This is a genomic window from Marinithermus hydrothermalis DSM 14884 (genome assembly GCF_000195335.1).
GTDB classification, from domain to species: domain Bacteria; phylum Deinococcota; class Deinococci; order Deinococcales; family Marinithermaceae; genus Marinithermus; species Marinithermus hydrothermalis.
In genome coordinates this window covers 1,614,611-1,638,753 of the sequence record NC_015387.1, presented here as the reverse complement: position 1 = coordinate 1,638,753, position 24,143 = coordinate 1,614,611, and the positions used below count along the sequence as shown (strand labels likewise).

Below are 24,143 nucleotides of genomic sequence, written 5' to 3'. Positions count from 1 at the left end.
AGCCGGGGGGCCTTTGCGAAGAGGGGAGGCGTTACCCGCACTTACTGTACCCGCACGCTGGGCACTTCACGCACCCTTCCTCCCGCACGAGGCTCTCGCTGCCGCACTCCGGGCACGCGCTGGACTTGCCCGTTGCGGGCACCGGGACGGGCTGCGCCTTGGGGGTCTGGGGTTGCGGTTGCAGCTCGAGGGACACGCCGGAGGCGGTCTCGAGGGCGACCGCGATCAGGTCGGCCTTGGAGGCCACGAGCCGCCCCTGGTAGCTGCCGTACAGGCCGCCGTTGATGCCGCGCAGGGTTTTGATGATCGCTTCGGGCGGCACGCCGTACTGGAGGGCGATGGAGACCACGCGCCCGAGGGCTTCCGAGTCCGCGTTGGCTTCGTCCCCGGCCTTGCCGGAGGTCACGATGACCTCGATGGGGTGCTCGCCCTGCATGTTGATCGTGACGAGGAAGCTGCGGCGCGTGCCGTCCGCGGCGGTGAGCTTGACCATGTCCGTGAAGCCCACCAGCCGCCCGGTGCGCTCGTAGAGGGGTTTTCCAGGGCGGGACGTGGGCGCGGCGGGTTCGGAGGATGCCGATGCGGGCTGGGGCGTTTTTGCTTCCTTCTCTTCTTTCTTCACGCTGAGCACCTGGAACTCGCGGCTTCCGTCGCGGTACACGGTGATGCCCTTGCAGCCGGTGCGGTAGGCCTCGGTGTAGGCGGCCTCCACGTCGGCGACGCTCGCCTCGTTCGGAAGGTTGATTGTCTTGGAGAGCGAGTTCCCCGCGTACCCTTCGGCGTCAAAGGCGCGTTGCACCACGCCCTGCATCCGCACGTGGTCCAGGGGAGCGACGTCGTGCGCGCAGCGGAAGACCCGGCGGATCGCTTCGGGGATCATCTCCAGCCCCTCCACGGAGCCGTGGTTCTCCTGGATGGCCTCGATGAGCTTGTCCCAGTCCCACCCGCCGTCCTTGGCGTACTCGGGGTGCGGGGGGAACTGCGCCATCAGCTCCTGGAACAGGGGGTGGAGGAGGGGCTTGTACTCCGAGCCGATGCGCCGCCAGACGAAGGGGCTGTAGACCGGCTCGATCCCCGAGGAGACCCCCATGAGCATGCTGGTCGTGCCGGTGGGGGCCACGGTGAGCAGCGCGACGTTCCGGCGGGGGCGAATGCCGAGCTTCTCAAAGTAGGCCTGCTCCTCAGCGTAGAGGGGGAAGACGCCGCGCTCCTCGGCGAGCGCCTCCGAGGCCCGGATCGCTTCCTCCCGCAGGACGCTCATGATCTCGTAGACCTGCTCGCGCGCGGCCTCGGAGTCGTAGGGCAGGCCCATCTTGATGAGGGCATCGGCGAGACCCATCACGCCCAGGCCCAAGCGGCGCAGCTTTTGGCTTGCCGCGCGGTTGTCCTCGAGGGCGAACTTGTTCACGTCGAGGACGTTGTCCAAGAACCGCACCGCGATCCGCACGTCCCGGCGGAAGGCTTCGAAATCGAACGCGCCTTCCCGTACGTACGCCGCGAGGTTCATCGCGCCGAGGTCGCAGGGCTCCCCGACGGTTAGCGGGATTTCACCGCACGGGTTGGTCGAGCGGATCCGGTAGCGTTCCCCGAGGCCTTTTAGGGCGGAGAGGTCGTTCACCCGGTCGATGAAGATCAGCCCGGGTTCGCCCGTAGCCCAGGCGTGCCAGGCGATCTCGTGCCACAACCACTTGGCGGGCACCTTGCCGTCATAGAGCGGGATGGCGCGCGCGCCGTCCGCCTCGCGGTCGGGCAACTCGGGGAGGGTGCCGGTGTAGGGCTCCTCGAGGGGGTACGGGTAGTACTTGCCGGGCACCTCCACGGGGGTGACGGGCCAGAGGGCGTCCGCCTCGAGGGCCTTCCAGAACGTGTCCGTGACGAGGATGCTGATGTTGAAGGTGCTGATATCCCCCTCGGCGGCTTCCCGGTCGAGGTCCTTGGCGGTGAGGAAGTCTAGGAGGTCGGGGTGGTCGATGGACAGGGTCGCCATGCCCGCGCCGCGGCGGGTGCCGCCTTGGCGCACCACGCGCAGGACGGGGGCGTACACGTAGCGCAGCGTGGCGACGGGCCCCGCGGCTTCCGCGCCGAGGTTGGCCCACTCGAGGAAGTTGTCGAAGATCTCGAGGAGGAAGCTGACGGGGCCGCTCGAGGTACCGCCTGAGCCTTTGATAGGGGCGCCTTCGGGGCGGAGCTGGGAGAAGTCCACGTGAGGCTCGTAGCCTTCCTTGGCCTGGGCGACGGCTTGCGCGGCGGATCGGATGATGCCCCCCATATCGTCGGGTACCTCGAGGGCGTCCGCGGGGCGTTCGCGGACGGTGAGGACACCGTGGCGGCGGGCGAGGGCGGCGTGCTCGGGGGGAAGGAGGCCGTAGACCACGCGGGTCCAGTTACGGACGGTGATCTGTTCCTTGTCTCCGTCGGGGTTGGTGGGGGGGCGCATGAGGCCCTTGATGAAATCCTCTACGTCGGGGTGGTCGGCCCGGAGGTACGCCCAGCCGCGGACGGTTCCGGTGCGTTTGGTGGCGCCGCGGGAGACGTAGGGGTCTAGGTTCACGCCGTTGCCGCCCCCAACTTTGGTGACTAGGGCGAGTTTTTCGGCCACCTCCATGATGCCTTCGAAGGAGGCCGGGGGGTGTTGGGTGGCGCCCTGCACGAAGCAGTTGAGCACGTTGCCGTGGGCGGTGCCGGCACCGGCGAGGACGCGGCCGCCGGGGCAGAAGCGCTTCGTGGCCATCAGCTCGTAGAAGCGCTGGGCCCAACGCTCGCGCTCCGCTTCCTTCTCGGGAAGCGCGACCCAGTTCGCCACGCGGCGGAACATGCCGAATACATCCCCGTCGCCTTCCTGCATGTACTGCCTTCGGGCGATGGCTTGGGCGTGCTCGTCAAACGGAACCATCTTCATACAGCGAACGACCTCCCTCCACACCAGGCCCCAGCCGCTCCATAGCGGCCCTTGCACAATATATTGGGCCTCTGACGCGAGGATGATACTACAGGTTGTGCCTCGAGGGCAAGGGGGGCGCCTTAATGTTACGCCGCTTCACCTAGACTATACCCAACCCCCAGGGCCTGCGGGAGGCTGCTTGTCCCGCGTAGAATGCTCTTGATAGGATGCGTACGCCTCGCGGAGCGGGGTATGCTCGTATGGCTATGGCGAGAGGCAACCTGTTCGTGATGACCGGAGCTTCAGGGGTGGGCAAAGGCACCATCCGCGCCCGCCTCATGGAGCGCGTCGCCTTCCACTACTCGATCTCCATGACGACCCGCCCGCCCCGCGAAGGAGAGCGGCACGGGGTGGACTACTGGTTCGTCACCCCCGAGGAGTTCGAGGCCGAGATCGAGCGCGGCGGCCTGCTCGAGTGGTGCCGGTACGTGGACCACTACTACGGCACCCCCCGCGAACCCGTGGAGCGGGCCTTGGCGCGCGGGGAGGACGTCCTCCTGGAGATCGAGGTGCAGGGGGCGTTGCAGGTGGCCCAGCAGGTGCCGGAAGCGGTCCTGATCTTCGTGGTGCCGCCCTCCCTCAGCGAGCTGCGCAGCCGCCTCCTCCGGCGCGGCAAGGACTCCCTAGAAAAGATCGAGAAACGCCTCAAACGCGCAGAAGAGGAGCTCGAGCAGGCCGAGGCCTTCCACTATGTGGTGGTGAACGACCTGCTCGAACAGGCCGTAACGGCCATCGAGCATATCGTGTGGGCCGAGCGGAGCAAGAGCGCGCGCATGCGGCACGCCATCGAGCGCGCCAAGGCCCGCGACCCGCTGTTGGAAGCCGAACTGGATCGAATCACCCGCAAGCTCAAGGAGGATTGACCATGGCGGAACCCGGCATTGACCAACTGCTCACCCTAACGGACTCCAAGTATCGCCTCACGGTGGTCGTGGCGCGGCGGGCGCAACAGTTGCTGCGATACAACTTCTCCAACACGGTGCTCGAGCCGCGCGAGCGCCCCAAGATGCGGACCATTGATGGGGAGTACCCGGACCCGAACCCGGTCACCTGGGCGATGCGCGAGCTGCGCACGGGACGCCTCCGCATCGGGGAGGATCTCGTGCCCGAGGACCGGCTGGCGCGGGTGATGGACCAGCTGTACCCCCAAGAGCCCGTGGAGGAGTAGCTTGGCCCGCGTTTTGGTCGCTGCCGGCGGCGGTATCGCCGCGATCAAGACCCCGAGCCTTCTGCGCCGCTTGCGCGAAGCGGGGCACGAGGTGCGGGCGTTGGCCACGCCGCGCGCGCTCGAGTTCGTGACCGAGCTCTCCCTGGCGGTGGCCGCAGGGGGGGAGGTGGCGACCGAAGCGCGGTGGTTCAGCGCGTACGGCAACGCGCTGCATATTGAGCTTGCCCGCTGGGCGGACCTGGTGGTGGTCGCGCCGGCTACGGCCGACCAGCTCGCCAAGGCCGCCGCGGGCCTGGCGGACGACCTGCTCTCCGCGACGTTGCTTGCGGGCGCGCGCCGGGTGCTCTGGGCCCCGGCGATGAATCCGGAGATGTGGCAACACCCCGCGACGCGCGCGAACGTCGCGAAGCTCGAGGCCTGGGGGCACGCCTTCGTGGGGCCGGAGCACGGGGCGTTGGCCGCGGTGGGGGAGGGGGAGGGCCTGGGCCGTATGAGCGAGCCCGAGGTGATCGTAGAGCGCGTGCGGTACCTCCTCACTCCCAAAGACCTCGAGGGCGTGACCGTCCTGGTGAGCGCCGGGCCGACCCGGGAGTACCTGGACCCGGTGCGGTTCATCTCCAATCCCTCCTCGGGCCGGATGGGGTACGCGGTAGCGGAGGCCGCGCGGGACCGGGGTGCGCGGGTGGTTCTGGTCTCGGGGCCGACCACCCTGCCCGCCCCTTGGGGGGTGGAGTGTGTCCGGGTCACCTCGGCCCTGGAGATGTACGAGGCGATGCACGCGCACTTCGCGGAGGCCGACGTGGTGGTGATGACCGCGGCGGTCGCGGACTACCGGCCCGCGGAGGTTAAGGCGGAGAAAGAACCCAAAACCGCGGGGGAGAAGGTCGTGCCGTTGGTGCCGAACCCGGACATCTTGAAAAGCCTCGGGGAGGCCAAGGGCGACCGGGTCCTCGTGGGGTTCGCGATGGAAACCCACGCGGGGGTGGACCGCGCGGCGGAGAAGGCGCGGCGGAAGAACCTGGACTTCATCTGCCTCAACTACCCCACGCGGGAAGGCTCCGCTTTCGGCAGCACGCACAACGAGGTCACGATCGTAACCCCTGAAGGAACCTCCGAAGCCTTGCCGCGGATGTCCAAGCGGGCCCTCGCGGACGAGATTTTGGACCGGGTTCACCGTATCCTGCATCGTCGCGTATAATCGGCGGATGTGACGGTCCGGTTGGGCCGCGGGAGGAGTGGTATGCCGAGCAAGGAACTGCGTCACAAGAAAATCCAGGAGATCGTTGCGCGCGAGGAGATCTCTACCCAGGCCGAGCTCGTGGACCGCCTGCGCCGCGAGGGGTTCAACGTCACGCAGGCCACCGTCAGCCGCGACATCAACGAGCTCCGGCTGGTGCGGGTCCCCATGGGGCGCGGCCGGCACAAGTACGCCCTGGCCCCGATCGAGCTCGAGGAGGACGTGCTCGAGGAGCTGAAGCACCGGTTTCGGGAGTTCGTGCGCGACGTGGACCGGGGCGAAAACGTTCTGGTCGTGAAGACGGCGGAGGGGCACGCCTCCGGGATTGCCCTGTTGATCGACAAGCTGCGCCGGGACGATATCGTGGGGACCCTTGCCGGTGAGGACACGATCCTCGTGGTGGCCCGCACGGTGGAGGACGCGAAAAACCTGCTGGAAGAACTCGAGGGCTTCCTGGCGTGAGCGCGCTGTTCATCAAGGCCTTCCTCACCCTGTTCGTGGTGATGGACCCCGTGGGGCTCGCGCCGGTGTTCGTGGCGCTTGCGGGGACGCGCCCGCCCTTCGAGCAGCGCCGAATCGCCCTGCGGGCGGTGCTGGTGGCCGGGGCGGTGCTCTTCGCGTTTGCCCTGGGGGGGGCTTGGCTGCTCGAGCACCTGGGCATTAGCCTCGCCGCGTTCCGCATCGCGGGGGGTATCCTGCTCTTTAAGATTGGTTTTGACATGATCTTCGCCCACCGGGAGCGGGAGACGGAGGAGGAAAAGGAGGAGGCCGTCCACCGGGAGGACATCAGCGTCTTCCCCTTGGCGATCCCCCTGATCGCGGGGCCAGGCGCGCTGGCCAGCGTGATGATCCTCGCGGGGGAAGCGCGGGGAGAACCGCTAGGGGTGGCCCTGGTGCTGGGCACGGCGGGGCTGGTGCTGGGGTTGTGCTACTACTCGCTGCGGCTCGCGGGGTACTTGGCGCGGCTTTTGGGGCGGACCGGCGTCAACGTGGTGACCCGCATCCTGGGGGTGTTGCTCTCGGCGCTTGCGGTGCAGTTCGTGGGGGACGGGGTGCGGGTGTTGCTCCTCGCGGAATAACCATCCCCCGCCCAGATGGGCGGGGGGCGAATGGTCCGGCCGGTTTTTAGGCGATGCGGCTTTCCAGGTACTCGCGCTCGCCTTCGACGATCCGACGGGCGAGCTCCGGATCCTTGGGGTACTCTTTGCCGCGATTGATCAGGTAGGTGTCGTACCGGCCGATCTCGAAGGTTTCCACCAGGTACTCGACCGCCTTGCGGAGGTCGAACTCCTTACAGGAGAAGATGTCCACGCTGATGAACCGTTTTTCAGGGAAGGTGTGGATGGCGATGTGGCTTTCCGCGATGATCACCACTCCGGTGACCCCGGCGTCCTCCGCGCGCGCACCCGTGTACTCGAAGACGAAGGGCGGTAGGACCTTCGTCATCTCCATGGCCTCAGGCATCTCGTCGAGGACGCGCTTGACCATCTCCGCATCGGCCAACTTTTCCGGGTTGGCCTGGTAACCGTCAATCATCAGGTGGGGTCCAAAACCGAACAGCTCCAACGGGTGTACCTCCTCGAACGCTAGCCCTTAGGCTGAGCAGGGTTTGCGCGCGGGGTATCTCCCCGCTCTAAGCCTCCATTATGGAACGGGGGGGGTGCTGTGTCAAGAATTCTTCGGCGCTTTGTCCGGTTTTGCCTACCGTCCCGCGGAGTGAAGAGCGCGTTTTCCCCATGAACACAGGAAATCCGATGGGTAAGGTTGATGTTGCACTTTTTGAAGGGCAGCGGTCAAAATTTGTAGAGGCCTTCGGGCTGAGGGCGGCAGGAACGCATGTGGCACGGGTGGAGGGGTGGTAAAGTTATCTCTGGAAAAGGAGGGGATATGTACCGCGGAAGAGAAGGACAATGGGCTTTCTTCCTGCACCGGATCTCGGGCGTGGCGATCCTGGCCTTTTTATTGCTCCACGTCCTGGACATCTCCCTCGCGATGTGGGGGCCGGAGGTCTTCAACAGGCTCCTCGCGTTCTACCACCAGACGATCTTCCGGATCGGCCTGCTCCTTGTCATCGCGGGCGTGCTCTACCACGCGTTGAACGGGCTGCGCATCATCCTGATGGACTTTACCTCCTGGGGAGTCCGGGTGCAGCGGCAGCTCTGGTACGGGGTGTGGGTGCTGTTTGTGGTGATGTACCTCCCGGCGCTCTTTAAGATCCTGCCGGAGATCTTCGGAGGTAAGTAATGGCGATTCGAGCGCGGCGCTACGAGGACGCGAAGCAGCAGGCCGGCACGAACCTCGAGCTGGCCTGGTGGGTGTTCATGCGGATATCGGGCCTCTTGCTCGTTTTCTTGGCCCTGGGACACCTGTACATCCAAAACATCCTGATCAACGCGGGAGAGATCGATTACGACTACGTGGCGAAGCGGCTGAGCCAGACCACCTGGAAGGTGTACGACTGGTTGCTCCTCGCGCTGGCGTTGCTGCACGGTACGAACGGTATGCGGTACGTGATCGACGACCTGGTGCGGAACCCGGCCGTGCGTTTTTGGGTGAAGACGGTGTTCTACACGGTGGTGGCGATCCTGTTCTTCCTGGGGAGCCTGGTGCTCTTCAATTACGACTTCCAGATTTCGTAAGGAGGCGAGATGGCGCACCAGCATGATGTGATCGTGGTGGGGGCCGGCGGGGCCGGCCTGACCGCGGCGCTGTACGCGGCAAAGCACGGCGCGGATGTCGCGGTGATCTCTAAGCTGTACCCGACCCGCAGCCACACCGGCGCGGCCCAAGGCGGGATCGGCGCGGCGCTGGGCAACGTGGAAGAGGACCACTGGGAATGGCACATGTTTGACACGGTCAAGGGGGGCGACTACCTGACCGACCAGGACGCCGCCGAGATCTTCGCCAAGGAAGTGATCGAGGCGGTGATCGAGCTCGAGCATATGGGCCTGCCCTTCGACCGTTTGCCGAGCGGTAAGATCTCCCAGCGGCGCTTCGGGGGGCACACCAAGGAGTTCGGCAAGGCGCCGGTGCACCGGGCGTGCCACGCGGCGGACCGCACCGGCCACATGATCCTCCAGACGCTGTACCAGCAGTCCATCAAGCACGGGATCACCTTCTACAACGAGTTCCACGTCCTGGACGTGATCGTGGAGGACGGGGTTGCGAAGGGGCTGGTGGCCTACGAGCTCGCGACCGGTGAGCTGCACGTCTTCCGCGCTAAAGCGATCGTGATCGCCTCGGGCGGGTTCGGGCGTATCTTCAAGGTCACCTCGAACGCCCACACCCTCACCGGGGACCTGCAGGCCATCCTGTATCGCCGGGGGCTGCCGCTGGAGGACATGGAGTTCTACCAGTTCCACCCCACCGGCCTGTACCGCTTGGGAATCCTGGTGACCGAGGGGGCGCGCGGTGAGGGGGGAATCCTCCGCAACGCCGAAGGCGAGCGTTTCATGGAGCGCTACGCCCCCACCATCAAGGACCTCGCGCCGCGCGACATGGTGGCGCGCGCGATGTACCTCGAGGTGCGCGAGGGGCGGGGGTGCGGTCCGAACAAGGACTACATCCTTCTTGATCTGACCCACCTGCCCGCTGAGGTGATCGAGAAGAAGCTCCCGGAGATCGCCGAGTTCAGCCGCACCTACCTCGGCGTGGATCCGGTGAAGGAGCCGATCCCGGTGCTGCCGACCGCGCACTACGCGATGGGTGGGATCCCCACCACCACCTGGGGCGAGGTGATCTCGGACGAGCACAACACCGTGGTGCACGGGTTGTACGCGGCCGGGGAGGCGGCCTGCGTGAGCCTGCACGGCGCGAACCGGCTCGGCACGAACTCGCTCGGGGACCTGGTGGTCTTCGGGCGGCGCGCGGGGATCGCGGCGGCGCGGTTCGCGAAGACCGCGGAGATGCCGGAGCTCGGTCGGGACGCGGCGGGGCCGGCCCGCGAGCTCGTCGAGCGGATCAAGCACTCCGGCGGTAAGGAGTCGGTGGCCCAGCTGCGCGCCGAGCTGCAGAGCACCATGATGGATAACGCCTCGGTTTTCCGTACCGAGGAGCTCTTGACGAAGCAGGTGCAGATCCTTAAGGAGCTTCACGAGCGCTACCAGCAGGTGGGGATTCAGGACAAAGGCGACCGGTATAACACCGAGCTGGTGGAGGCCATCGAGCTGGGCTTCCTGCTCGACGTGGCCGAAGCGACGGTGCACTCGGCCCTGAACCGTACCGAGTCCCGCGGCGCGCACGCCCGCGAGGACTACCCGGAGCGGGACGACGAGAACTGGCTCAAGCACACCCTGATCTACCGGGAAGCGCCGGGCAAGGTCTCTTTCCGCTACAAGCCGGTGGTGTTGGGGCGTTTCGAGCCCAAGCCGCGCACCTACTAGGGAGGGGAGATGCAGGTTACCCTGAAGATTCAGCGGTACAACCCTGAGGTGGATTCGCAGCCCCGGTGGGAAACCTACCGGATCGAGGCCGATCCCAAGGATCGGGTGCTGGACTTGTTGCACAAGGTGAAGTGGGAGATTGACGGCACCCTGGCCTTCCGCCGCAGTTGCGCGCACGGCATCTGCGGTTCGGACGCGATGCTGATCAACGGAAAGAACCGCCTGGCCTGCAAGGTGCTGGTGCGGGACCTGGGAGAGGAGATCACGGTCGCGCCGATCCGGGGGCTCCCGGTGAAGAAGGACCTGATCGTGGACATGGAGCCCTTCTTCGACGCCTATAAGGCGGTCAAACCCTACCTGATCAACGACGACCCGCCGCCCGAGCGTGAGCGGTTGCAGTCCCCGGAGGAACGCGCGCGCTTCGATGACACGACGAAGTGCATCCTGTGCGCCTGCTGCACCACGAGCTGCCCGGTCTTCTGGGTGAACGGGACCTACATCGGGCCGGCCGCGATCGTCCAGGCCCACCGCTTCATCTTCGACTCGCGTGACCAAGGGGCGGCGGAGCGGTTCAAGGTGCTGGGCGCTTCGACGGGCGCCTGGCGGTGCCGCACCGCGTACAACTGCACCGAGGCCTGCCCGAAGGAAATCCGGGTCACCCAGGCCATCCAAGAGGTCAAGCGGGCGATGGTCTACCACCAGTTCTAAAAACCGACCGCGCACTCGAGCCCCACGTGGAAGATTCCACGTGGGGCTTGGCGTTTGCGTACACGCCCCCTGTAACTCTCTGGAAATTTCCACTAGGGTGGGGGTGGAGGTGGTCCCGAATGGAAGCAACCGTTTGGGAAGTAACCGACGAATGGGCGATGGAGTACGCCTACCACGCGGACCCCTGCTGCGGCGAAGACCCCGCCGAGGGCAGCGACACCGACGACGTTTAAAGCGCCTCAATACGGGCTTCGAGTCGCTCCGTTTCTTTGCGGAGGGCTTCGAGCGTTTCCCGCGCCGCGCTGAGTCGCGCCGTTTGGGCTTCCACCTGTGCGCAGTGCGGCCGGTACAGCCGCCGGAACCGCTCGTGGATCCGGAGGAGTTCTCCTTCAAGCGTCGCCTCGAGGGCCGCGGCGAGTTCCCGCTGCATACCCTCGCTGCGCTGCCGGAGGCGGCGCTTCGCAGCTTCTTTGCGGCGAGGGAGGATCGAAAGACCCAAGAGCGCCGCGACAAGCCCCGCCACAACCCCCGTGACGTCGGCAGCCAGGCCGTGAAGGGCTAGCGTGAGCCCCGCCCCCAACCCCACGGCACCCGCCTCCGCGAGCGCGGTCTGCTGCAACGCTCCCTGCAGCAGGCGCTGCACCTCCTGCGCCTCCTCCTCGGGGCGGTAGCGCTCGAGGGCCGCCCGGACCGTCCGCTCGAGGGGCGGCCCGGCGGGGGAGGGTGCGGGGCGCGCCGGTCCCGCCGTTTGCTTGAGGAGTTCCAAAGCGGTCTCGAGCAGGTCCCCCTCGCGCCGCGCGAGCCAGGCCAGCGCCTCCTGGATGCGCTGCTCGAGCTGAGCGCGCGCCGGGACCAGCACCTCCCGCTCGAATCCCGCCTGCACCTTGGCCGCGTTCAGCAGGTCCAACACCCTCCCGAGCCGGACTGTTTCGTCCAGCCAGGCCTCCCCGCGGCGCACGGCCTGGGCGAACACCCCCTCGAGCTGCGCGACCTGACCGCGAAACGCCTCCCTTACCCCTGCCGCGTGCCGTTCGAGGAGGGCCTCCAGAGAGCGGCACACCTCCTCTTCGCGCGCCAAGCGCGCGGCCTCCTCGTCCAGCCTCGCACGTGCGCGTTCCACGAGCTTCCGCGCCACGCCTAAGGGCGCGCCCAGCTTGAGGCGCGCGGCCTGGTACGCGAGGGTGTCGCGGATGTGGGCCTCGAGGGCCGGCACGCCCTGCCCGTTTCGGGCGGAGGTTCCGAACAGCGGCACCGGATCCTCGAGGGCCCGCTGCACGTGGGTGCGTACGTACCCCAGCACCTCCTCCGCTTCCGCCGGGGTGAGGAGGTCCAGCTTGTTCACCACCAGCACCAGCTTCTTCCCCCACCCCCGCACCAGCTCGAGGAACCGCCGCTCGCTCTCGGTGAAGGGCCGGTCCGCGCTGGTGACGAACAGGATGAGGTCGGCGCGCGGCAGGAACCGCTCGGTGAGGAGCTGGTGGCGCTCCAGGACCGCGTTCGTGCCGGGCGTGTCCACCAGCCGCACCTCGCGCAGGAGGGGGTGGGGCAGCCACACCTCGGCGAGGTCGGGGCCGCGCACCTCGACGCGCGGCTCGGGCCCGTACCCGATGAGCTGGATGCGGTTCGTGGTGGGCGTGACCCCGACCTCGAGCAATTCCCGGCCCAGCAGGGCGTTCAAGAGGCTGGACTTGCCGCTGTTGAACTCCCCGACGACCGCCAGCAAGAACGGCCCCTCGAGGTCCAGTAGGGCCTGCCGGAGCGGGGCGGCGTCCGCCCCGCTTTGCGCGAGGGCCTCCACGGCGCGCCCCAGCAGGTCCCGCACCTCCTGGGCGAGGGTCTGAAGTTGCGGCTCAAGCATCACCCTGGGCGAGCGCGCGGATCGGCTCGAGGGCCTCCGGGTTCTCCAGCGCCGAGGTGTCCCCCGTGGGTTCGCCCAGGTACGCGGCCTTGATCAGGCGGCGCATGACCTTGGCGTTCCGCGTCTTGGGCAGGTCGGGCACGAAGTGCACCCGCTCGGGCCGCATGGGTTTGCCGAGGGCTTCGGCGACCGCGTCGGCGATCTCGGCGGCGAGGGATTCGGAGGGGGTGAACTCGGGCCGGAGGACCACGAAGAGCACCGCGGTCTCGCCCTTCACCTCGTGCGGCACACCGATCGCGCCGGCCTCCCGCACCGCGGGGTGCGCGGTAGCGGCGGACTCGAGCTCGGCAGGGCCTACGCGCTTGCCCGCGATCTTGAGGGTATCGTCGGAGCGGCCCAGGATAAACCAGTGCCCTTCCTCGTCCACCATGGCCCAGTCCCCGTGCACCCAGACGTTCTCGAACCGGCTCCAGTAGGTGCGCTGGTAGCGCTCGGGGTCCTGCCAGAACCCCTTGGTCATCCCGGGCCACGGGGCGAGGACCGCGAGCTCCCCGACCTGGCCGGTGACCGGTTGACCTGCCTCGTTAAGGACCGCGGCCTTGATCCCGGGAACCGCGGTGTTAAATCCGGTGGGTTTGATCGGACGGTAGACGGTGCACCCCAGGATGCCGCCCGAGACCTCAGTGCCTCCCGAGTAGTTGATGATGGGACAGCGGCCGCCCCCCACCTGCTCAAAAAACCACAGGTACGGCTCGGGGTTCCACGGCTCGCCGGTCGAGCCCAGGATGCGGAGGGAGGAGAGGTCGTGTTTTTGGATGGGCTCGGTGCCGTGCGGGATCAGGGCGCGCACCAGGGTGGGGGAGATCCCGAGGTGCGTGATCCCGTGGCGTTCCACCATGGCCCAGAGCCGGTCCGGTCCCGGGTAGTCCGGCGCCCCCTCGTACAAAAACACCGTCGCCCCGAGGATGAGGGCACCCAGGATCGCCCAGGGGCCCATCATCCAGCCCATGTCCGTGAACCAGAACAGGACCTCCCCAGAGCGCAGGTCGAAGAGGTGCGCCATGTCCTGCGCGGCCTTGAGGGGAAAGCCCGCGTGGTAGTGCACCGTGCCTTTGGGGCGGCCCGTGGTGCCCGAGGTGTAGATCAGCATGAAGGGATCCATGCTGTCCATCGCCTCGGTGTGCGCGGTAGGAGCTTCTTGGGGCACGACCTCCTGCCAGACGTAATCGCGCCCTTCCTCCATCGCGACGTTCGTGCCCAGCCGCCGGACCACCAGCACCTTCTCCACGGTGCCGGAGAGCCGAACGGCTTCGTCCGCGGTGGGTTTCATGGGCACCGCGCGCCCCCGACGGAAGAACCCGTCCGCGGTGATGAGGAGCTTGGCTCCAGCGTCCTTGAGCCGCGTAGCCGCAGCCTCCGCGCCGTACCCGGAGAAGATCGGGATGAAGATCGCGCCGATCCGCGCGACCGCCAGCGCGCTGATCGCGGTCTCGGGCAGCATGGGCAGAAAGATCCCCACCCGGTCGCCCTTCCTCACGCCGAGCCGTCGCAGGGCGTTCGCGGTCTGCGCGACCTGACGCTCGAGCTCGCGGTAGGTGAGGCGCACAAGCGCGCCGTCCTCCCCCTCCCAGATGAGGGCGAGCTGTTGGGCTTTGGGGCCTTGCGCGTGGCGGGTGGTGGCGTTATGCGCCAGGTTCAACCTTCCCCCTACGAACCAGCGGGGCCACTGGGGGCCGTTTGAGAGGTCCACCACGCGCTCGTACGGCTGGAACCACTCGATGCCGAGCAGCTCGAGGGTTTTGCTCCAGAACGCCTCGGGGGACTCGACACTAAACCGGTACAGGGCATCGTAGTCCTCGAGGCCTAGCGCCTGCATGAGACGCTCGAGGTGGCTGCCTTGGGTGTAGCTTGGGCTAGGGTACCAAACGGCGTTCATGGTTTCCTCCGGAACAAACGGCGCAACAACGAGGGGCGTGGGGTCGTGGGTTGTTCATCCTTGGGGGTGGGGGACGGGGATTCTCCTTTGAGGACCTGCACGAACTCCGTGAGGCTCAAGCGATCGCGTGGATGTTTGGCCAAAAGGCCGAGGATCGCTTGGGCGAGGGGGCGGTCCACGCCGGTTAGGGGCGGGGGAGGCTGGGTCAGGTGCGCGGTTATCAGGGCGTCGTAACTCTCGCACTCGAACGGCCGTCGCCCCGAGAAGAGCTCGTACGCGAGCACCCCTAGGGAGTACGCGTCCGCAGCGGGAGTGGCCGCCTCGCCCTTGAAGAGCTCGGGTGCCATGTAGTAAGGGCTTCCGGCCCGCTCGAAGGGGTGGGTGTCGTTCGGGGTTTTGGCCACCCCGAAATCCCCGAGTTTGGCGACCGTCCCGCTGATGAAGACGTTGGCGGGCTTGACGTCCTGATGCACGATGCCTCGGTTGTGCAGGTAGATCAGGGCCTGGGCCACTTGCTGGATGTAACCCAGCCCTTCCCCCACCTCGAGGGGGCCTTGGGCCAACCGTTGCTGGAGCGAACCTTCGGCGAAGTACTCCAGCGCGAGGAAGGCGTCCTCCCCGTAGGGCTTGCCTGCCAGACCGCGCACCAGGTTGGGGTGGGTGAGGCCGAGGGAGAGTAGGACCTCTTGGGCGAACATCCGGGCTTGGCGCGGGTTGGTTCGGACCTCTTTTCGGGGGAGTTTGAGGGCCACCTCCCGCCCGTCCGGGGCGCGGGCCAGGTACACCTGGGCTGTCTTCCCGAGGCCCAGGAGCATGACGAGCTTAAAGTCCGCGCGCGTGAGCCGAGGGTTCACAGCTTAAGCGTGTCTCCAGGGCGGAGGGCCTGACCGTCCACGCCGAGCAGCGCGGCGCGTTCCACGAACGCCGGCCCGTCCTGCTCGATGACGGGGAAGGTGTTGTAGTGGATGGGGACCACCCGCTTGGGCTTCAGGTACTCCAGCGCTTTGAGGGCGTCGTCCGGTCCCATGGTAAAGGTATCCCCGATGGGGAGGAGCGCGAGGTCCAGCCCCAGCTCGCCGATCAGCCGCATGTCGCTAAACAACGCGGTATCCCCCGCGTGGTAGATGCGCTGCCCGCCGAGCTCGATCACCACCCCCATGGGCATGCCGCCGTAAGTTCCGTCGGGGAAGGAAGAGGAGTGCCACGCGGGGAAGAACTTGAGCCGCCCTCCCTCGAAGGCGTAACTCCCCCCGATGTTCATCGGGTGGACGTTCGCGCCCCGTTGCTCGGAGTAGACCGCGATCTCGTAGGTGGAGACGAGCAGCCCGCCTTTCTTCGAGAGGGCGACGCTGTCCCCCCAGTGGTCCCCGTGCGCGTGCGTGACCACGATGAGGTCGGCCTCGATCTCGTCCGGCCCTGCGCTGGCGGTGGGGTTACCGCTCAGGAAGGGATCGATCACGATCCGGGTCTTGCCGTCGGTCAGGTAGACCGCCGAATGCCCTAGGTAGTGCACTTCCACCATACCGACTCCTCCTTCTCGTGCTGTGCAAGCACCCTCACGACAAGTCTAACAAACTCCCTTCCCGAGCCTAGGACTATCCAGCGGCCAGCTCCGCGGCGAGCTGGGCCAGCACCCGCTCAAGGGTCCGCTGGAAGGTGGCCTCTGCAAGGCGCCTGAACGCCCGTCCCCCCCACTTCTCCCCTTCAGGGATCTCCGCGTGCACCCTCAAGCGGACGCGGTAGTGCAGGTGTGAGCCGCGCGCCTCACCCCGCCCGGAGAGCTCGGCCCAAAAGGGCGCTTCCAGCGGGAGGGCCTCGAGCACGGCGGCCTCCCCCTCCGCTCGGAGTTGGGAGCGGAAGGGGAAGCTGACCTCGCCGAATAAGGCGATAGAAGTGCTGAGCCGCCCCTCCACCACCGTGCCTTCTCGGCGCAGGTCCTTGAGCACGCTGACCGGGGCGAACACCACCTCCGGCGCAAGCAACCGGGCTTTGGCCTCCTGCAGAGGACCGTTAAAGGGCACGTTCAGCTCGATCTCGCGTTCCAAAACCATTTACTCCACCCACTCCACCTTGACCTTGCCGGCCTTGACCAGGGCCTCGATCTCGGCTTCGCTCACGTTGCGCAGCCGGGGCAGCTGCGCGAACCGGGGCGTGGCCGAGGCCAACCCCACACGAACCACCAGGACCTCCTCATCCTCGCTCTTGCCGATGCGCCACACCAGGTGACGCCCCAGCTCGGTCAACGCGTCGGGATCCACCTCCATCACCACACCTCCAGCAAGGCGAACTTCAGGTAATGCGTCTCGGGCACGTTGAGCAAGACCGGGTGGTCCCAGCCCTGCCCGCGGCGCTCCAGCACCCGCACGCTCCGGTGCGCGTCGGCCGCGGCTTCCCGCAGCATCTCGTAGAACAGCGGCTCGGTCAGATGGTAGCTGCACGAGGCGGTGGCGAGCACACCCCCCGGCCTAAGGAGCTTCATCGCACGCAGGTTCACCTCCTTGTACGCCGCGTACGCCCGCTCGAGGTCCGCGCGTTTTTTCGCGAAGGCCGGCGGGTCCAGCACGATGCAGTCGTACCGTTCGCCGGCGCGCGCCTTATGGCGCAGGAAGTCGAAGGCGTTCGCCTCAATAAACTCGAGGTTCACGAGCTGGTTTTCCCGGGCGTTGGCTTCGGCGCGTGCCAGCGCGTCGGCCGAGGTGTCTACCGCCTCCACCTGCTGCGCGAACCGCGCGAGGTGCAGCGCAAAGGAGCCGTGATAGCTGAAGACGTCCAGGGCGCGCGTCAGAACGCGGTGTTCGAGGTGGCGCGCCAGGGCCAGGCGGTTGTCGCGCTGGTCGAGGAAGGCCCCCGTCTTTTGGCCGCGGTACGGGTCCACCCAGTACCGCAATGGCCCCTCGTGCACCAGGATCCGTTCAGGCACCTCGCCGTGCAGGACGCGCACCTCCTCGGCAAGACCCTCGAGCCGGCGGGCCCGGTGGTTGTTCTTGGCGAGGACGCCTTTAGGACGCACCTGCGCTATCAGGACCTCGAGGAGGCGCGGGGTGAGGGGCTCGAGGGCGGCGGAGCCTACCTGGATCACGACGTACCCCGCGTAGTAGTCCGCCACGAAGGCCGGGAGGAAGTCGCCTTCCGCGTGCACCAGCCGGTACCCCCCCAGCGGGTCACGCCGTAGGGCTTCGGCACGCTGGGCGAGGGCCCGCTTGAGGTTCTCGATCAGGGCTTCTTGCGGGTCGCGTTTCGGGTCGAAGGAGAACGCCCGCACCGTGATCTCCGAACGGGGGTTGACCAGAGCCCATGCGATCGGCTGGTCGCGGCTCACGACGGGGTAGAGGCCGGGGCGGTCGGGGGCTTCCCGCACGTCACTCCGGTACACCCAGGGATGCCGTGCGAGGAGCCGCTGCGCGCCGCGTTCACGAACGTGTACCTTCATCCTTGGAAGTCTAGCATTTTCGCGCATGCCGTCCGTATGATGGAGTTCGACCTGGGGCGTTGACACCCCCTAGGGGCTGGGGTATTATGCCCCGGGATGCGTCCAGGACGCATGTTATCGGTAGTGACGGGAAGGGAGGCGCTATGCAGGGCCTGGGACTTGTGAAAAGCCTCGCGGAGCGCGAGCGGGAGCTAGCCCAAAAGCTCGAGGAGGCCCGCCGCACAACCGAGGCTAAGATCAAAGAAGCAGAAGCCGAGGCCAAACGTATCCTGACCGAGGCAGAAGAAGAAGTACGTCAGCTTACGGAAGCGTACACGCAAAAGATCGCGGATGAGGTGCGGCGGATCCAGGAGGAGGCGGACGCCCGGGCCAAGACGGAGGCGGAACAAGTGAAGCAGGCTGCGGCCGCCCGTCTGGATGAGGCCGTTCAGGCCGCGCTGCAGGAGGTCTTGCCGTGATCGCACCTATGGAGAAGCTCGTGGTCGCGGGGCCGAAACGCCTGGCCCGCGAGCTTCTCGCGGAACTCCAGCGCGTCGGGGTGGTGCACCTGGACCCCCTCGAGGTGGAGGAGCTTTCCGCGTATCGCCTCTCCAAGGACGAGGAGGACCAGCTGCGTCGCTGGGAGGCGGTGGCCGCCTCAGCCGAGCACGCCCTGCGCTTGCTCGGGCACGAGGTGACGCCGGCGAAACCTTTTACCGGCAGCCTCGAGGAAGCCGAGGCCGCGGTCGAGCCCTGGGCGCACCGCGCCACGGTCCTGGCGAAGGAACGGGACCAGCTCCGGGAGGAGCTCGAGACGATCGACCAGTTCCAAAAACCGGTCGAAGCCCTGGCCGAGCTGGCGCACGGGCTGGATGAGAGCCGTTGGCTCGCCGTGATCCCCTTCCAGCTGGAGAAGGAGGAGGAGCTCGGCGCGGTGGAGCGGGCCCTGGAGGAGGCCCTCGAGGGCCGCGCGGTGGTCGCGGCGGAGCCCGTGGCGGGGCGGCTCGCGGTGGTCGTCGTGGTGCTGAAGCGCGACCTCGAGGCGGCGCGCAGCGCGCTGTCCCGCTTGGGGATCGGGGAGCTCCGGTTGTCGGGGCCTTACGCGGGCCTGAGCTTGGGGCAGGCCAAGGCCAAGATGGCCGAGCGGGCCCGGCTCGCGCCGGAGGAACTCGCGGGCGTGGAGGACGGGTTGCGCCGCTTGGCGGGCGAGGCGACGGAGCCTCTTAGGGCCTTGTGGACCCGGGCGCGGGACGAGGTGGAGCGCCTCGCGACCCTGCGCCAGCTGGCCTCGGGGCGCTACGGGTTCGCGCTGTTTGGCTGGGTGCCCGTGAAGCTGAAGGTGCGCGTTGAGGAGGCCATGGCCCGCTTTAAGGACCAGGTGGTGTACGCTTTCGAGCCGGTGGACGCGCACCACGAGGCCGACCGGGTGCCGGTGACCCTGGAGAACCCGCCGTGGGTCCGGCCCTTTGAACTGCTGATCTCCTTCTTGAACACCCCCAAGTATGGCCACTACGATCCCAGCTGGGTGATCGCGGTCTTCTTCCCCTTCTGGTTCGGGATGATCGTGGGGGATATCGGTTACGCCCTGTTGTTCCTTCTCCTCGCGCGTTTCCTGAACGGGTACGTGAAGCGGGGCGAGCCGCTCGTCATCGACTTCTTCGGCATGACCCTCTCCCCCCAAGTGCTGGACGGCGTGGTCAAGATCCTCAGGCCGATGTGGGTCTGGGCTGCGCTGTGGGGTGTTGCGTACGGGGAGTTCTTCGGGAACTTCCTCGAGCACCTAAAGGTCTTCTACATCCCGGGCCACGAGGCGGGGGGGCTCATCCCCATCCTGATCCCTCGAGCCGATACCGTCGCGACCGCGAACACCCTGATCCTGGTCTCGATCGCCTTCGGGGTGCTCCAGGTCTTCCACGGGTTCTACGTCCGCGCGCGGTTGGCGCTGGCCCATCACCACACCAAGCACTTCTGGGAGGCGGTGGGGTATATGGGCGGCCTGTTCGGGCTGATCCTGGTCGCCTACAGCTTCCTGACCGGGGCCTCGAACGGCTTCCTGACCGCGCTGACCGTGGCGGGTTTTGTGCTCTTCTTCCTGGGGATCGTGCTGAGTCGGGTATGGCTGATGCTGCCCGAGCTCGCCACGATCGGCGGGCACGTGCTGAGCTACATTCGTATCTACGCGGTGGGCATCGCGGGGGCCCTGATGGCCAACCTCGCGACCGACCTGGGATTCGCGATCGCGGAACGCCTGGGGTTGCTGGGCCTTTTGGTCGGGCTGGTCGCGGGGCTGTTGGTGCACGGGCTCATCCTGCTGCTCACCACGCTGGGGCACGTGCTGCAGCCCATCCGTCTGGTTTGGGTGGAGTTCTTCACCAAGTTCGGCTTCTACGAGGAGAGCGGCCGTCCGTACCGGCCCTTCAAGTCGGTCCGCAGTGACGCGGTATAGCGTTTGGGAATTAGTGAGTTATAGGTGTAGGGAGGTAAGGATGATGAAGAAGGTTCTCACTCTGCTAGCTATGGTGGCTCTCAGCGCTCTGGCTTTCGCGGCGGAGGAAGCGGCGGCGGCCGCTGGGGATGTCGGGCGTGGCTTGATCGCGGTGGGCATGGGCCTCGCCATCGGTCTCGGCGCGCTCGGCACCGGTATCGCGCAGGCCCGAATCGGTGCGGCTGGCGTGGGGGCCGTGGCTGAGAAACCCAGCATGTTCGGTATCGCGCTGGTCTTCCTCCTCCTGCCTGAGACCCTGGTGATCTTCGGCTTCGTGGCGTTCATTCTGCTGAACGGGAACCTCTAATGCCCAAGCTCGAGAACATCCTCCAAGAGGAGGTTCTCGCGGAGATCAACGGGCTCCTGGCCGAGGCGGAAGCCAAGGCCGGGACCCTCCTTCGCGAGGCCCAAGAGCAGGCCGAGGCCCTCAAGGCCTCCCGGCAGCGGGCCCTCGAAGCGGAGCGAGCCGCGGCGCTCAAGCGCGCTAAAAGCGCGGCGGAGCTACAAGTGGCCACGGCCCGCATGAAGGCCAAGGGCGAGGTGGTGGACCAGGTGTACGCCAAGGTCCTCGAGGCCCTCGAGGGCTTAGCGGCCAAGCCGGAGTACGCCGAGGTCCTGCAGAAGCTGGCCGAGGAGGCGGTCGGGGCCTTGGGTGAGGCTGAAGCCGTCGTGGTCAACCCGGAGGACGCCGCGCACCTCCAGACCTGGGCGCAGGAGCGCGGGCTCGAGCTCCGCACCGACGCCCAGCTGCGGCTTGGGGTGCGGGTCGTGGCGAAGGGCGGCAAGAGCCAGGTGGAGAACACGCTTCCCGAACGCCTCGAGCGCGCTTGGGAGACGCTCTCCGCCCGGGTCGCCCAGATCCTCTGGGGGTGAGGAGGTAGGGTGGCGGACGATTTCGGTTACCTGAACGCTCGGGTGCGCGCGCGCCGAGGTGAGCTCCTTCCCGAGGGGTTTTTCCAGGAGGCGCTGCACCTTTCCTTCGCGGACTTCCTGCGGCTACTCGGGGAGACCGCGTACGCGCCGGACCTGGCGGGCGAGGACCTGGAGAGCGTGGACCGCGCGGTGGCGCAGCACCTGGCGCGCCGCGTCGGGGACCTGCCCCGCCTCGTCACGGGAGCGGCGCGGGAGGCGCTGCAGCTCCTCTTGGTGCGCGCGGACCTCGTGAACGTCAAGGCCATCCTGCGCGGCAAGGCGGCTGGGCAGCCCGCGGAGGAGATCAAGGGGCGCCTGGCGGGCGGCACGTTGCCTGAGGGGATCCTGAACGCCCTCCTCGAGGCGCCCGACGCGGCTTCGATGGCCCAGATCCTCCTGCTGCCCGGCCACCCCCTCGCCCGCGCCGTGCGCGAGGCGCTGCAGAAGACGCAGGACCCCTTTGAGCTCGAGGTCGAGCTGGACCGCACCTTCTACGAGGGGTTGTTGCGGCAGGCGAAACGCCTGGACGACGTCTTCCTGGCGGGGTATTTGGCGTTGGAGATCGACGCGGTGAACCTGGCTACCGCGTTCAAACTCCAGGCCAGCGGGGCCTCGGGGCAGGCGGACCGGTACTTCGTGGCTGGAGGCCGGTACGTGACGCTGGCCTTGTTCAACCGCTTGGCCGCCGCCGAGCTCACCGCGCTGGATGAGCTAGTAAGCACGCCGTTGGCGCCGGTCGTGGAAGCGCGGGACCTGGGGGCGCTCGAGCGCGGCCTGCGCTGCGCCCTTTTGGACAAGGCGCGTCAAGGCGCGAACGATCCCCTGGGAGCCGGGCTGGTGCTGAGCTACATCCGCGCTAAGGAGTGGGAGGCGGCCCGCATCCGGCTTCTGGCCCGCCGCGCGTACTACGAGCTTCCGGTGGAAGCCGTGGAGCGGGAGGTGTTCTGCGCATGAAGATCGCGGTACTGACCGACCCGGAGACCGCCACGGGCTTCCGGATGGCGGGACTCGAGGTGGCCGTTGCGAGTACCGCTGAGGAAGCCACCCAGGTCTTGACGGGCCTCATCGAGCAGGACGCCTACGCTCTGGTCGCGGTGAACGAGGCCCTGTTGCCGGACCCGCACAAGGCGGTGGCGCGCGCGATGCGTGGGCGTGACCTGCCGGTGCTGTTGCCTTTCCCGTCGCTGCGCTTCGCTTTCGGGGAGGCGGAAGGCGACGAGGTGGAGGCGTACATGCGCCGTTTGGTGCGGGAAACGATCGGGTACGAGATCAAGCTGTGAGCGCCGGGCGCTGAGGGCAGTAGAATGGTGTGATACCTTCAGCGCTGGCGGTAGGCTTTCAGCGAAATGAGGGAGGCACGATGATCCAAGGAACCATCCAAAAGATCGCGGGCCCGGCGGTGATCGCCAAGGGCATGCTGGGCGCGCGAATGTACGATATCGTCAAGGTCGGCCGTGAGGCCCTGGTGGGTGAGATCATCCGCCTCGATGGGGACACGGCCTTCGTGCAGGTGTACGAGGACACCTCCGGGCTGACCGTGGGCGAGCCGGTGATCTCGACCGGGGAGCCGCTGGCGGTCGAGCTGGGGCCGGGCATGCTGAACTCGATTTACGACGGGATTCAGCGCCCGCTGGACAAGATCCGGGAGAAGACCGGGGCCTTCATCGCCCGCGGTGTGGAAGTGCTCGCTTTGGACCGCGAGCGCAAGTGGAAATGGACCCCGCGCGTCCAGCCCGGCGACGAGGTGACGGGCGGCATGGTCCTCGGCACCGTTCCGGAGTACCAGTTCACCCACAAGATCCTGGTGCCGCCGGACGTGAAGGGCCGGGTCAAGGAGGTCAAGCCCGAGGGCGAGTACACCGTCGAGGAGCCGGTGGTCATCCTCGAGGACGGCACCGAGCTGAAGATGTACCACCGCTGGCCGGTGCGCCGCCCGCGCCCCGTGCAGCGGAAGCTGGACCCGAACGAGCCCTTCCTCACCGGGATGCGCATTCTGGACGTGCTCTTCCCCATCGCGATGGGCGGCGCGGCCGCGATCCCGGGGCCCTTCGGTTCGGGGAAGACCGTGACGCAGCAGTCCCTCGCGAAGTGGTCCAACGCCGACATCGTGGTCTACGTGGGGTGCGGGGAGCGCGGGAACGAGATGACCGACGTGTTGGTGGAGTTCCCCGAGCTCGAGGACCCCAAGACCGGCGGGCCCCTGATGCACCGCACCGTCTTGATCGCGAACACCTCGAACATGCCGGTGGCGGCGCGCGAAGCCTCGATCTACGTCGGCGTGACCCTCGCGGAATACTTCCGCGACCAGGGGTACTCGGTCGCGTTGATGGCCGACTCGACCTCCCGCTGGGCCGAGGCGTTGCGTGAGATCAGCAGCCGCCTCGAGGAGATGCCCGCGGAGGAAGGGTACCCGCCGTACCTGGCCGCCCGCCTCGCGGCCTTCTACGAGCGGGCCGGTAAGGTGGTGACGCTCGCCGGGGAACCCGGAGCGGTCTCGATCGTCGGGGCGGTGAGCCCCGCGGGCGGTGACATGAGCGAGCCGGTCACCCAGTCCACGCTGCGCATCGTGGGGGCGTTCTGGCGGCTCGACGCCTCGCTCGCCTTCCGCCGGCACTTCCCCGCGATCAACTGGAACGGCTCGTACTCGCTGTTCACGGGGATCCTCGAGCCCTGGTACCGCGAGAACGTGGCGGAGGACTACCCGGAGGTGCGCAACGCGATCAGCGAGCTGCTGCAGCGCGAGGCTTCGCTCGCCGAGGTGGTGCAGCTCGTGGGTCCGGACGCGCTTCAGGACGCGGAGCGCCTGGTGATCGAGGTGGGCCGCATCATCCGGGAGGACTTCCTGCAGCAGAACGCCTTCGATGAGATCGACGCCTACTGCTCCATGAAGAAGGCCTACGGCATCATGCGCATGATCCTGGACTTCTACACCGAGGCCGAGGCCGCCATCAAGCGGGGCGTTTCCATCGACGAGATCATCCAGCACCCGGTTGTGGAGCGGATCGGGCGAGCGCGGTACGTCTCCGAGGATAAGTTCCCGGCCTACCTCGAGGAGGTCTTGAAGGAGATCGCCTCTGCGTTCAAGCAGGTGGCCTGAGGGGGGAGTT

25 protein-coding genes are annotated in these 24,143 nt (G+C 67.3%); 16 read left to right on the top strand and 9 right to left on the bottom strand.

Annotated elements, in window-relative coordinates:
• Positions 1-31 precede the first annotated feature (31 nt).
• Entirely contained in the window at positions 32-2,899 is a 2,868-nt protein-coding gene (locus tag MARKY_RS08170) for an adenosylcobalamin-dependent ribonucleoside-diphosphate reductase (protein WP_013704407.1), read from the bottom strand.
• A gap of 248 nt (positions 2,900-3,147) precedes the next feature.
• Between MARKY_RS08170 and gmk the strand changes: the two genes are divergently transcribed.
• Genes gmk through MARKY_RS08145 form a run of 5 tightly spaced genes read left to right on the top strand, consistent with a single transcriptional unit; the run spans position 3,148 to position 6,425 of the window.
• Positions 3,148-3,804, top strand: coding sequence for a guanylate kinase (gene gmk / locus MARKY_RS08165; protein ID WP_041657971.1), 657 nt, complete (start codon positions 3,148-3,150; stop codon positions 3,802-3,804).
• Between the two features lie 2 nt (positions 3,805-3,806).
• A complete protein-coding gene (gene rpoZ / locus MARKY_RS08160; protein WP_013704405.1) occupies positions 3,807-4,109 on the top strand; it encodes a DNA-directed RNA polymerase subunit omega in 303 nt (100 codons plus the stop codon).
• A 1-nt stretch (position 4,110) separates the two neighbouring features.
• Positions 4,111-5,307 carry a bifunctional phosphopantothenoylcysteine decarboxylase/phosphopantothenate--cysteine ligase CoaBC gene (gene coaBC / locus MARKY_RS08155; protein ID WP_013704404.1) on the top strand — a complete coding sequence of 399 codons (1,197 nt, stop codon included), beginning with the start codon at positions 4,111-4,113 and terminating at the stop codon, positions 5,305-5,307.
• A gap of 42 nt (positions 5,308-5,349) precedes the next feature.
• A complete protein-coding gene (gene argR, locus MARKY_RS08150; protein ID WP_013704403.1) occupies positions 5,350-5,808 on the top strand; it encodes an arginine repressor in 459 nt (152 codons plus the stop codon).
• Positions 5,805-6,425, top strand: a complete 621-nt coding sequence (locus tag MARKY_RS08145) for a MarC family protein (protein WP_013704402.1) — start codon at positions 5,805-5,807, stop codon at positions 6,423-6,425. The genes argR and MARKY_RS08145 overlap by 4 nt, the downstream gene beginning before the upstream one ends.
• 46 nt (positions 6,426-6,471) lie before the next feature.
• On the opposite strand, the gene speD is transcribed toward MARKY_RS08145, so the two are convergent.
• Positions 6,472-6,912: an adenosylmethionine decarboxylase gene (gene speD, locus MARKY_RS08140; RefSeq protein WP_013704401.1), complete on the bottom strand. Its 441-nt coding sequence runs from the start codon at positions 6,910-6,912 to the stop codon at positions 6,472-6,474.
• Between the two features lie 321 nt (positions 6,913-7,233).
• Here speD and sdhC point away from each other — a divergent pair, with 321 nt between their 5' ends.
• From sdhC to MARKY_RS08120, 4 genes are read left to right on the top strand one after another with little or no spacing between them, the layout of a single operon-like run.
• Positions 7,234-7,590 (top strand): succinate dehydrogenase, cytochrome b556 subunit, encoded by a 357-nt coding sequence (sdhC, locus tag MARKY_RS08135; protein WP_013704400.1) that lies wholly within the window; start codon positions 7,234-7,236, stop codon positions 7,588-7,590.
• Entirely contained in the window at positions 7,590-7,985 is a 396-nt protein-coding gene (locus MARKY_RS08130; protein ID WP_013704399.1) for a succinate dehydrogenase hydrophobic membrane anchor subunit, read from the top strand. The genes sdhC and MARKY_RS08130 overlap by 1 nt, the downstream gene beginning before the upstream one ends.
• Before the next feature lie 9 nt (positions 7,986-7,994).
• A complete protein-coding gene (gene sdhA, locus MARKY_RS08125; protein ID WP_013704398.1) occupies positions 7,995-9,728 on the top strand; it encodes a succinate dehydrogenase flavoprotein subunit in 1,734 nt (577 codons plus the stop codon).
• A gap of 9 nt (positions 9,729-9,737) precedes the next feature.
• Complete coding sequence (locus tag MARKY_RS08120; RefSeq protein ID WP_013704397.1) at positions 9,738-10,436, top strand: succinate dehydrogenase iron-sulfur subunit; 699 nt, start codon at positions 9,738-9,740, stop codon at positions 10,434-10,436.
• Positions 10,437-10,665: 229 nt separating this feature from the next.
• Here the strand turns inward: MARKY_RS08120 and MARKY_RS08115 are convergent, their stop codons facing one another.
• The 7 genes from MARKY_RS08115 to MARKY_RS08085 form a co-directional block, all read right to left on the bottom strand.
• On the bottom strand, positions 10,666-12,294 hold the full coding sequence (locus MARKY_RS08115; RefSeq protein ID WP_013704395.1) for a dynamin family protein: 1,629 nt from the start codon (positions 12,292-12,294) through the stop codon (positions 10,666-10,668).
• On the bottom strand, positions 12,287-14,230 hold the full coding sequence (locus MARKY_RS08110; RefSeq protein WP_013704394.1) for an AMP-binding protein: 1,944 nt from the start codon (positions 14,228-14,230) through the stop codon (positions 12,287-12,289). The genes MARKY_RS08115 and MARKY_RS08110 overlap by 8 nt, the downstream gene beginning before the upstream one ends.
• The gene (locus MARKY_RS08105) at positions 14,227-15,084 is read right to left on the bottom strand and encodes a serine/threonine-protein kinase (protein WP_013704393.1); all 858 of its coding nucleotides are present in this window, start codon (positions 15,082-15,084) and stop codon (positions 14,227-14,229) included. The genes MARKY_RS08110 and MARKY_RS08105 overlap by 4 nt, the downstream gene beginning before the upstream one ends.
• Positions 15,081-15,752, bottom strand: a complete 672-nt coding sequence (locus MARKY_RS08100; RefSeq protein ID WP_013704392.1) for a metal-dependent hydrolase — start codon at positions 15,750-15,752, stop codon at positions 15,081-15,083. Before MARKY_RS08100 ends, MARKY_RS08105 begins: the two co-directional genes overlap by 4 nt.
• A gap of 73 nt (positions 15,753-15,825) precedes the next feature.
• Positions 15,826-16,281, bottom strand: coding sequence for a DUF3809 domain-containing protein (locus MARKY_RS08095; protein ID WP_013704391.1), 456 nt, complete (start codon positions 16,279-16,281; stop codon positions 15,826-15,828).
• Positions 16,282-16,494, bottom strand: a complete 213-nt coding sequence (locus MARKY_RS08090; protein WP_013704390.1) for a DUF3248 domain-containing protein — start codon at positions 16,492-16,494, stop codon at positions 16,282-16,284.
• Positions 16,494-17,660, bottom strand: coding sequence for a 23S rRNA (cytosine(1962)-C(5))-methyltransferase (locus MARKY_RS08085; RefSeq protein ID WP_013704389.1), 1,167 nt, complete (start codon positions 17,658-17,660; stop codon positions 16,494-16,496). Before MARKY_RS08085 ends, MARKY_RS08090 begins: the two co-directional genes overlap by 1 nt.
• A 143-nt stretch (positions 17,661-17,803) precedes the next feature.
• On the opposite strand from MARKY_RS08085, the gene MARKY_RS08080 reads away from it, so the two are divergent.
• The 7 genes from MARKY_RS08080 to MARKY_RS08050 all read left to right on the top strand — a co-directional run bounded on the left by MARKY_RS08080 (position 17,804) and on the right by MARKY_RS08050 (position 24,133).
• On the top strand, positions 17,804-18,118 hold the full coding sequence (locus MARKY_RS08080; RefSeq protein WP_013704388.1) for a V-type ATPase subunit subunit G family protein: 315 nt from the start codon (positions 17,804-17,806) through the stop codon (positions 18,116-18,118).
• Positions 18,115-20,085, top strand: a complete 1,971-nt coding sequence (locus MARKY_RS08075; RefSeq protein WP_013704387.1) for a V-type ATP synthase subunit I — start codon at positions 18,115-18,117, stop codon at positions 20,083-20,085. Before MARKY_RS08080 ends, MARKY_RS08075 begins: the two co-directional genes overlap by 4 nt.
• Before the next feature lie 43 nt (positions 20,086-20,128).
• Complete coding sequence (locus MARKY_RS08070) at positions 20,129-20,431, top strand: ATP synthase subunit K (RefSeq protein WP_041658368.1); 303 nt, start codon at positions 20,129-20,131, stop codon at positions 20,429-20,431.
• A complete protein-coding gene (locus tag MARKY_RS08065) occupies positions 20,431-20,997 on the top strand; it encodes a V-type ATP synthase subunit E (protein WP_013704385.1) in 567 nt (188 codons plus the stop codon). The genes MARKY_RS08070 and MARKY_RS08065 overlap by 1 nt, the downstream gene beginning before the upstream one ends.
• 9 nt (positions 20,998-21,006) lie before the next feature.
• Positions 21,007-21,990 carry a V-type ATPase subunit gene (locus MARKY_RS08060; protein WP_013704384.1) on the top strand — a complete coding sequence of 328 codons (984 nt, stop codon included), beginning with the start codon at positions 21,007-21,009 and terminating at the stop codon, positions 21,988-21,990.
• 2 nt (positions 21,991-21,992) lie between these two features.
• Entirely contained in the window at positions 21,993-22,316 is a 324-nt protein-coding gene (locus MARKY_RS08055; RefSeq protein WP_174490738.1) for a V-type ATP synthase subunit F, read from the top strand.
• A gap of 80 nt (positions 22,317-22,396) precedes the next feature.
• A complete protein-coding gene (locus MARKY_RS08050; RefSeq protein WP_013704382.1) occupies positions 22,397-24,133 on the top strand; it encodes a V-type ATP synthase subunit A in 1,737 nt (578 codons plus the stop codon).
• Positions 24,134-24,143 lie beyond the last annotated feature (10 nt).

Excerpts from the sequence above, each read along its gene's own strand:
- MARKY_RS08170 (WP_013704407.1), bottom strand. The coding sequence starts at position 2,899 with ATGAAGATGGTTCCGTTTGACGAGCACGCCCAAGCCATCGCCCGAAGG.
- MARKY_RS08115 (WP_013704395.1), bottom strand. The coding sequence starts at position 12,294 with ATGCTTGAGCCGCAACTTCAGACCCTCGCCCAGGAGGTGCGGGACCTG.
- gmk (WP_041657971.1), top strand. The coding sequence starts at position 3,148 with ATGGCGAGAGGCAACCTGTTCGTGATGACCGGAGCTTCAGGGGTGGGC.
- MARKY_RS08095 (WP_013704391.1), bottom strand. The coding sequence starts at position 16,281 with ATGGTTTTGGAACGCGAGATCGAGCTGAACGTGCCCTTTAACGGTCCT.
- argR (WP_013704403.1), top strand. The coding sequence starts at position 5,350 with ATGCCGAGCAAGGAACTGCGTCACAAGAAAATCCAGGAGATCGTTGCG.
- MARKY_RS08110 (WP_013704394.1), bottom strand. The coding sequence starts at position 14,230 with ATGAACGCCGTTTGGTACCCTAGCCCAAGCTACACCCAAGGCAGCCAC.
- MARKY_RS08065 (WP_013704385.1), top strand. The coding sequence starts at position 20,431 with ATGCCCAAGCTCGAGAACATCCTCCAAGAGGAGGTTCTCGCGGAGATC.
- MARKY_RS08090 (WP_013704390.1), bottom strand. The coding sequence starts at position 16,494 with ATGGAGGTGGATCCCGACGCGTTGACCGAGCTGGGGCGTCACCTGGTG.
- MARKY_RS08070 (WP_041658368.1), top strand. The coding sequence starts at position 20,129 with ATGAAGAAGGTTCTCACTCTGCTAGCTATGGTGGCTCTCAGCGCTCTG.
- MARKY_RS08080 (WP_013704388.1), top strand. The coding sequence starts at position 17,804 with ATGCAGGGCCTGGGACTTGTGAAAAGCCTCGCGGAGCGCGAGCGGGAG.
- sdhA (WP_013704398.1), top strand. The coding sequence starts at position 7,995 with ATGGCGCACCAGCATGATGTGATCGTGGTGGGGGCCGGCGGGGCCGGC.
- sdhC (WP_013704400.1), top strand. The coding sequence starts at position 7,234 with ATGTACCGCGGAAGAGAAGGACAATGGGCTTTCTTCCTGCACCGGATC.
- MARKY_RS08050 (WP_013704382.1), top strand. The coding sequence starts at position 22,397 with ATGATCCAAGGAACCATCCAAAAGATCGCGGGCCCGGCGGTGATCGCC.
- rpoZ (WP_013704405.1), top strand. The coding sequence starts at position 3,807 with ATGGCGGAACCCGGCATTGACCAACTGCTCACCCTAACGGACTCCAAG.
- MARKY_RS08100 (WP_013704392.1), bottom strand. The coding sequence starts at position 15,752 with ATGGTGGAAGTGCACTACCTAGGGCATTCGGCGGTCTACCTGACCGAC.
- MARKY_RS08130 (WP_013704399.1), top strand. The coding sequence starts at position 7,590 with ATGGCGATTCGAGCGCGGCGCTACGAGGACGCGAAGCAGCAGGCCGGC.
- MARKY_RS08085 (WP_013704389.1), bottom strand. The coding sequence starts at position 17,660 with ATGAAGGTACACGTTCGTGAACGCGGCGCGCAGCGGCTCCTCGCACGG.
- MARKY_RS08120 (WP_013704397.1), top strand. The coding sequence starts at position 9,738 with ATGCAGGTTACCCTGAAGATTCAGCGGTACAACCCTGAGGTGGATTCG.